6 protein-coding genes are annotated in these 6,212 nt (G+C 69.1%); 2 read left to right on the plus strand and 4 right to left on the minus strand.

Features of this window, described 5'->3' with window-relative positions:
• Positions 1-393: 393 nt before the first annotated feature.
• Together GXY15_03825 and GXY15_03830 are read left to right on the plus strand one after the other, a co-directional pair.
• Positions 394-3,051, plus strand: coding sequence for a glycoside hydrolase (locus GXY15_03825; protein NLV40340.1), 2,658 nt, complete (start codon positions 394-396; stop codon positions 3,049-3,051).
• Positions 3,052-3,068: 17 nt separating this feature from the next.
• Positions 3,069-3,314, plus strand: a complete 246-nt coding sequence (locus tag GXY15_03830; GenBank protein NLV40341.1) for a hypothetical protein — start codon at positions 3,069-3,071, stop codon at positions 3,312-3,314.
• 259 nt (positions 3,315-3,573) lie between these two features.
• Here the strand turns inward: GXY15_03830 and GXY15_03835 are convergent, their stop codons facing one another.
• From GXY15_03835 to GXY15_03850, 4 genes are all read right to left on the minus strand, one after another.
• Complete coding sequence (locus tag GXY15_03835) at positions 3,574-4,170, minus strand: hypothetical protein (protein NLV40342.1); 597 nt, start codon at positions 4,168-4,170, stop codon at positions 3,574-3,576.
• The gene (locus tag GXY15_03840) at positions 4,170-4,310 is read right to left on the minus strand and encodes a hypothetical protein (GenBank protein NLV40343.1); all 141 of its coding nucleotides are present in this window, start codon (positions 4,308-4,310) and stop codon (positions 4,170-4,172) included. Before GXY15_03840 ends, GXY15_03835 begins: the two co-directional genes overlap by 1 nt.
• A gap of 47 nt (positions 4,311-4,357) precedes the next feature.
• Positions 4,358-4,711: a hypothetical protein gene (locus GXY15_03845; GenBank protein ID NLV40344.1), complete on the minus strand. Its 354-nt coding sequence runs from the start codon at positions 4,709-4,711 to the stop codon at positions 4,358-4,360.
• A gap of 865 nt (positions 4,712-5,576) precedes the next feature.
• Positions 5,577-6,119 (minus strand): hypothetical protein, encoded by a 543-nt coding sequence (locus GXY15_03850; GenBank protein ID NLV40345.1) that lies wholly within the window; start codon positions 6,117-6,119, stop codon positions 5,577-5,579.
• Positions 6,120-6,212: the final 93 nt, after the last annotated feature.

Below are 6,212 nucleotides of genomic sequence, written 5' to 3' on the forward strand. Positions count from 1 at the left end.
ATTTGTGGTGCGATTGTCCCGCCTCTCCCCGCCGCCCCGGGTCCGCGCAGCGCGCAGCGCCTTGGAGTGCGGCAGCTTGCTGCCGCCTTTCTTCGCGTGGGCTTGCCCGCGCGGGGGCACACGAAAAATGACGGCGGCCGTCGCGGCACCCCGCAGTAATTTCGGCTGCCCCGTTGGGGCATGATTCCTTCTGTCCGGGCAACCCAGGGCAGGCCTGGCCCTTCGGGCGGCGGCCTGGCCTGGGCTATATTCGGAAACGCTTTCAGCGTTGAAAAGGGCAGGGAACAAACGAACGCTTTGTCAGAAAGGGTGGGCGGATTTGTGGTGCGATTGTCCCGCCTCTCCCCGCCGCCGGCGCGTGTGTCATAATGGCCGCACATGGAGGGTCCGGTCATGTCCGCACACCGCTTCGTTGCCTGCTGCCTGCTCGCCCTGGTGTCCCTGCCCGCGCTGGCCGCGCCGCCGCCCGAGTGGCCGCCCGTCACGAAGGAGTGCCGGCCCTGGACCTACTGGTGGTGGATGGGCAGCGCGGTGTCGGAGGCGGAACTCGCGCGGCACGCGGAGGTCTACGGCGCGGCGGGCCTCGGCGGCATGCATGTCATCCCCATCTACGCCGCCGAGAACGCGGAGGCGGAATCCGTCCCCTTTCTCTCGGACCGGTGGATGGAGCTGCTCGCAGCCGTCGCGGAGGAGACGGACAAGCGCGGCCTGGGCGTGGACATGACGCTGGGCACGGGCTGGCCCTACGGCGGGCCGTGGGTCGGGCCGGAGGAGGCCGCCGCCCGCGCCTTCTTCCAGGTCTACGCCCTCGACGCCGGACAGCGCCTCGGCGAGAAGCTGGCCTGCGGCGAGCAGCCCGAGGCCGTGCTGAAGCGGGTCATGGCCTACGCCGCCGACGGCGCGGCGGAGGATGTGACGGCGCGCGCGGGCGCGGACGGCACGCTGGACTGGTCGCCCGCGGACGGCCCCCGCACGCTGGTGGCCCTGTTCCAGGGGTGGACGAAGCAGCAGGTGAAACGCGCCGCGCCGGGCGGCGAGGGGAACGTGCTGGACCACTGGTCTCGGGAGAAACTCGCGCGCTATCTCGCGCGGTTTGAACAGGCCTTCGCGGGCTACCAGGGCAAGAAGCCCCGGGCCTTCTATCTGGACTCCTACGAGGTCTACAACCAGAACTGGACGGACCTCCTGCTCGACCGCTTCAAGGAACGGCGCGGCTACGACTTGGCGGATCATTTCCCCGCGCTGCTCGGCATGGGCGACCCGGACACGGTGGGCCGGGTGCGGTCGGACTACAATGAGACGGTGGGCGACCTCATGCTGCTGGACTTCGCGGAGCCCTGGGCGGCCTGGGTGCGGGAGCGCGGCAGCCTCAGCCGCTACGAGGCCCACGGCTCGCCGGGAAACCTCCTGGACCTCTACGCCGCGGCGGACATCCCCGAGACGGAGGGCTTCGGCCGCGAGGGCAGCGAGCTGCTCATGACCAAGTTCTCGTCGTCCGCCGCCCATGTCGCCGGACGCGGCCTCGTCGCCTCCGAGTCCTGCACCTGGCTCGACGAGCATTTCCAGGAGCGCCCCGCCGCCGTCAAGGCGGAGATGGACAAGCTGTTCCTCGGCGGCGTGAACCACGCGCTCTTCCACGGCACGGCCTACTCGCCCGAGACGGCCCCCTGGCCCGGCTGGCTCTTCTACGCGTCCACGCACTTCGGCCCGACCAACCCGTGGCACCGGCACCTGCCGGAAATCAACGGCTACCTCGCGCGGTGCCAGTCGTTCCTTCAGGCGGGCCGCCCGGACGCGGACATCCTGCTCTATTTCCCCGTGTACGACCTGTGGGCCACCCCCTCGAAGGAACCGCCGTCGCTCCACCGCCTCACGGTCCACAACACGACGGAATGGCTCCACACCGGGCTGCGCCCGGCGCATGAGGCCGCCGCGTGGCTGTGGGACCACGGCCACGACTTCGACTATGTCTCCGACCGCCAGCTCGCCGCGGCGGACCTCGCCCGCTACCGCGCCGTGGTGGTGCCCCGCTGCAGACACCTGCCGCCGGACACCGCCGCCGCCCTGAACCGCCTCGCCGACCGGGGCGTGCGGGTGGTCTTCCTCGGCGCGCCGCCGGAGGATGTGCCGGGGCTGGGCGCGCTGGACGCGCGCCGCGCCGCCCTGAAGGGCGAGATGGACAAACTGGTCCCGCGCGCCACGGTGACGGAGGATCTGGAGGCCGCCGTGGCGGGCCTGCGCCGCGAGGCCGCCGTGGACCACGGCGTCTTCTTCGTGCGCCGGCGGATGGACGACGGCACGGCGTGGTTCCTCGTGAACCGCTCCGACGCCGCCTTTGACGGCGGGCTGCCCCTGTCCGCGGGCGGAGCCGCCGCCGCGCTCTTCGACCCCATGACCGGGCGCTCCGGGATGATCCCGCTGCTGGCCGGGGACGCCGGGGCCCGCGTGCCGCTCACGCTGGAGCCGGGGGAGTCCTGCGTGGTGCGCGTGTACGATGCCGCGCCCGCAACGCCCGCCGCCCCGTGGACCGCCGCCAAGCCCGCCGGGCCGCCCCTCGTCGTGGACGGCAAGTGGTCCGTCACCTTCACGGAGGGCGGCCCGGCGCTGCCCGCGCCGCTGAAACTGAGGCGGCCCGCGTTCTGGACCGAGTCCCCCGGCACGGAGGCCTTCTCCGGCACCGCCGTCTACCGCGCGGAGTTCAGCCTGTCCGAAACGGCGGCCGGCGCGGCCGGCTGGCGGCTCGACCTCGGCGACGTGCGCGAGTGCGCCGCCGTGCGCGTCAACGGGCGGGACGCCGGCTCCGTCTGGATGCCGCCCTACCGGCTGGACAGCGTCGGCCCGCTGACCGCCGGAAAGAACACCCTCGAAATCGAAGTGACCAACCTCGCCGCCAACCGCATCGCCGCCATGGACCGCAACCAGGAAAAATGGCAGCGCGCCTACTTTGTGAACCTGGACTACAAGCCCTTCGACGCCGCCGGGTGGCCCGTGCTGCCCTCCGGCCTCGCCGGGCCCGTCACGCTCACGCCGCTGGAGGGGGTCGCGCAGTGAACACCGGACTGAACCCCGTGCTGCTGGCCACCCTGGCCGTGCTCAACGCCCCGCTGTACTACCTCGCCTACCGCGTCATCTTCAAAGACTGGGAGGAGTTCACCGAGGCCGTCTGGTTCTGGCTCAAGCCCGACCTCTGGTCCGCCCTCCGGGGCGAGTTCTTCGAGGACTGGTGGGCCGAACTGAAGCTGGGCATCCTCTTCGCCGCCTGCGGCGGCGCGGTCTACCTCGAGACGCTGGCCATCCAGACGCGGTTCCTGTAGCGCGGCGGACTGTATTTGCCTCCCAAGGCAACGGATAAGAGACGCTTTTCGTGCCCGCGCTGGGGCGCGGCAAGCAGCGCCCCTACGGGAGTAAACAGAGGTCCTCGCGCCTGCCCTGGTCGCATGCGCGCTGGGGCGCGGCAAGCAGCGCCCCTACGGAACGACTGCTCCATGTCCTCGCACAAACCCAAGGCTGCACATGTAGGGGCGCTGCTTGCTGCGCCCTCTTCTTCGCGGCATAGCCGTTTCGCCCGGAGGGTCAGTCCGCCAACCCCGCGCGCCGGGCCATCCACGCGCCGAGGGGGCGCGCCTTGGCCAGACAGACGAGACAGACGAGAATCACAAAAAGACTCCGGAAGAGCCCCTCGCCGCCGTCGTGGAGCATCGGGCCGGTATCTTCGGACATCGCCAGGGAGACGGTGAACCACACCTCCCCGGGAAGTTTCACCAGAAGAGAGACCATCCGGTAAAGGGCGATCAGGCTTGCGAGATGCATGAGGGCGTTGGCAGGCGTCAGGGCTGAAGCGGCCTCCGCGCCATCCCCCCAAAGGTTCCGCGCCACGGCGCGCGCCCGCAGCACAAGAAAGACGCCGACGGCTGCCAGCAGGACGCCTTCCCCCATCATCCCCGCGGCACTGGCCCGCATCTGAAGCAGCATGAGCGGGCTGGGGAGACTGGGGTCCCCGGATAAGGAGTGCGCCATCTGGGCCATGCCCTGCATCAGCGGCATCCACCCCTTGGTCACAAACACGAGTCCCAAACCCGCCAGCGCCGTGTCCTGCAGGGCGGCCAGCGAAACACCCCCGCCGGGGGACGCCACCTCTTCCGGGGGGCGTGTGTCCAGAACCGTTTCCATCAGGCGTCCTCCCCGGGTTTGGTCGGGGCGTCCTGCGTCGGCGTCGCCGCGCCGCGCTCCAGAGGGGCGGAAATCCACGCCCCGATCTCCCGCGCCCGGAGCACGCACACGGCGGAGAGGAGGACGGGCACCAGGAACACGATCCAGTCCAGGAGGGAGAATGAGCGCTCGGTGGAGTGGATTGTTGCTATGCCCTCCCAGCCCGGCCTGCGGATTGCAGGAAGGCGGAGAGCCCCACCACGGCGACCCAGAAGGCCATGGTCATCTTCGGCAACGTGACCGGGCCGTTCTCCGCGCCGTCCTCCGGCCAGATGCGCCTGCGGACGGCGTCAGTCCGGCGGAGAAAGACCCATGTCAGGCCAATCCATACGGCCAGCATTCCCAAGTGAAAAATGCCCATGCCCAATCCCAGAAGTATGCTGCCTCCCCCCACAGAACCAATCACCGTAAACAGAACCACTTGGACTAGGGAGAAGGTTACAACCAGGCAGTAGACCCCGACAATCTTCAGGATCAGGTCGCGGATTTGGGGAACATTCATGCGGGCCTCCTCTCCGTGTGCGGCACCGGATCGTCCGGCGCTTGTGACTACGATAGGACATCTCCGCCGGAGAATCAAGGCGCGGGTTGTGCGGACGGGGCGTCTCGGACTCCGTGCCGAGACGCGAAGGAAGACAAGGCCGGCGGGACGCCTGCGCTACGGGAAGAGTCTGCGGGCCGCGCGTCCGTAGCGCCGGCGTCCCGCCGGCCTTGTCTTTGGACACTCTCCACCGCTTCGGCCGCCCCCTCACGCCCACCCGACCCGGAGGGTCAGTCCGCCAACCCCGCGCGCCGGGCCATCCACGCGCCGAGGGGGCGCGCCTTGGCGAGGCTGAACGCGCAGAGACAAACAAGGGTGAGGCACCGGAGAAGTTCATGGGTGTCGCTGTAGACGGACATAGACACTATCCCGGAAGGAAGGGGTTTCCGAAATTGCCACAGCGTCCCGGGAAGCTCGGTCAGTTCCGGAATCATCAGGTAGAGGGCTGCCAGAGCGACGAAGTGGGTGAGAACGTCCGCGGATGTCAGGGGGGCGGGGGCATCCTGCCCGTTCCCCGGCCAAAGCCGCCGCGCCAGAGAACGTGCGCGGAGCAGAAGAGCCGCTCCCGCAGCCGCCAGGCAGAGGTTGCCTGCCAATGACCAGAAAAGGGATGCGACCATATAGGTTGTCGCGGCGGGGCCGGATGCGGACGGCACGAAACAATACATCACGATTCCCCCCACCTCGTGAGGCAGGGCGTTCCCGGCGTTCAACAGGAATGCGATTCCCACAGCCTTGAGCGCCGTGTCCTGAAGGGCGGCCAGCGGCGCGCTCCCGCCGGGGGATGCCGCCGCTTCCGTGGAGGGGGTGTCCACTGCCAGGTTCATCACGCGTCCTCCCCGGGCTCGGGCGGGGTGTCCTCCGCCGCGCATCTTGCTACGGGGGCCCCAATCCACGCCCCGATCTCCCGCGCCCGGAACACGCACGCGGCAGCCAGCGCCGGGGGCGCCATCATGCCGGCAAAACCCAGGAAGGAGAACGGGGGCTGGCCGGCGCGGCCGGCCTCTATGCTCCGCAGGCCAATCGTGGTGAAATTGTCCGCATACCGCAGAAAGGCGTAGAACGCGATCACAACGACCCAGAAGGCCACGGTTGCCTTGGGCAGCACTACCGGGGCGGTGGTTTCCGTGTCTTCGGGCCAGATCCGTCTGCGGACGGTGTCGGTTCTTCGGAGGAACACCCAAGACAGGGCGGCCCATACGACCGACAACACGAAGACGAAGTAATCAAACGGGCTGAGTTCACGCACACCGATACCCGCGGGGGAAATCAGTGCCTGCAGGAACATCTGAACATAAGAGAACGAAATGAGCAGGCAGTAGACCCCGACGGTCTTCAGGATCAGGTCGCGGATTTGGGGAACATTCATGCGGGCCTCCTCTCCGTCTTTGGCGCCGGACCGTCCGGCGCTTGGGACTACGATAGGACATCTCCGCCGGAGAATCAAGGCGCGTACCGGGGG

The sequence above is a fragment of the Candidatus Hydrogenedentota bacterium genome (genome assembly GCA_012730045.1).
In the GTDB taxonomy this organism is placed as follows: Bacteria; Hydrogenedentota; Hydrogenedentia; order Hydrogenedentales; family CAITNO01; genus JAAYBR01.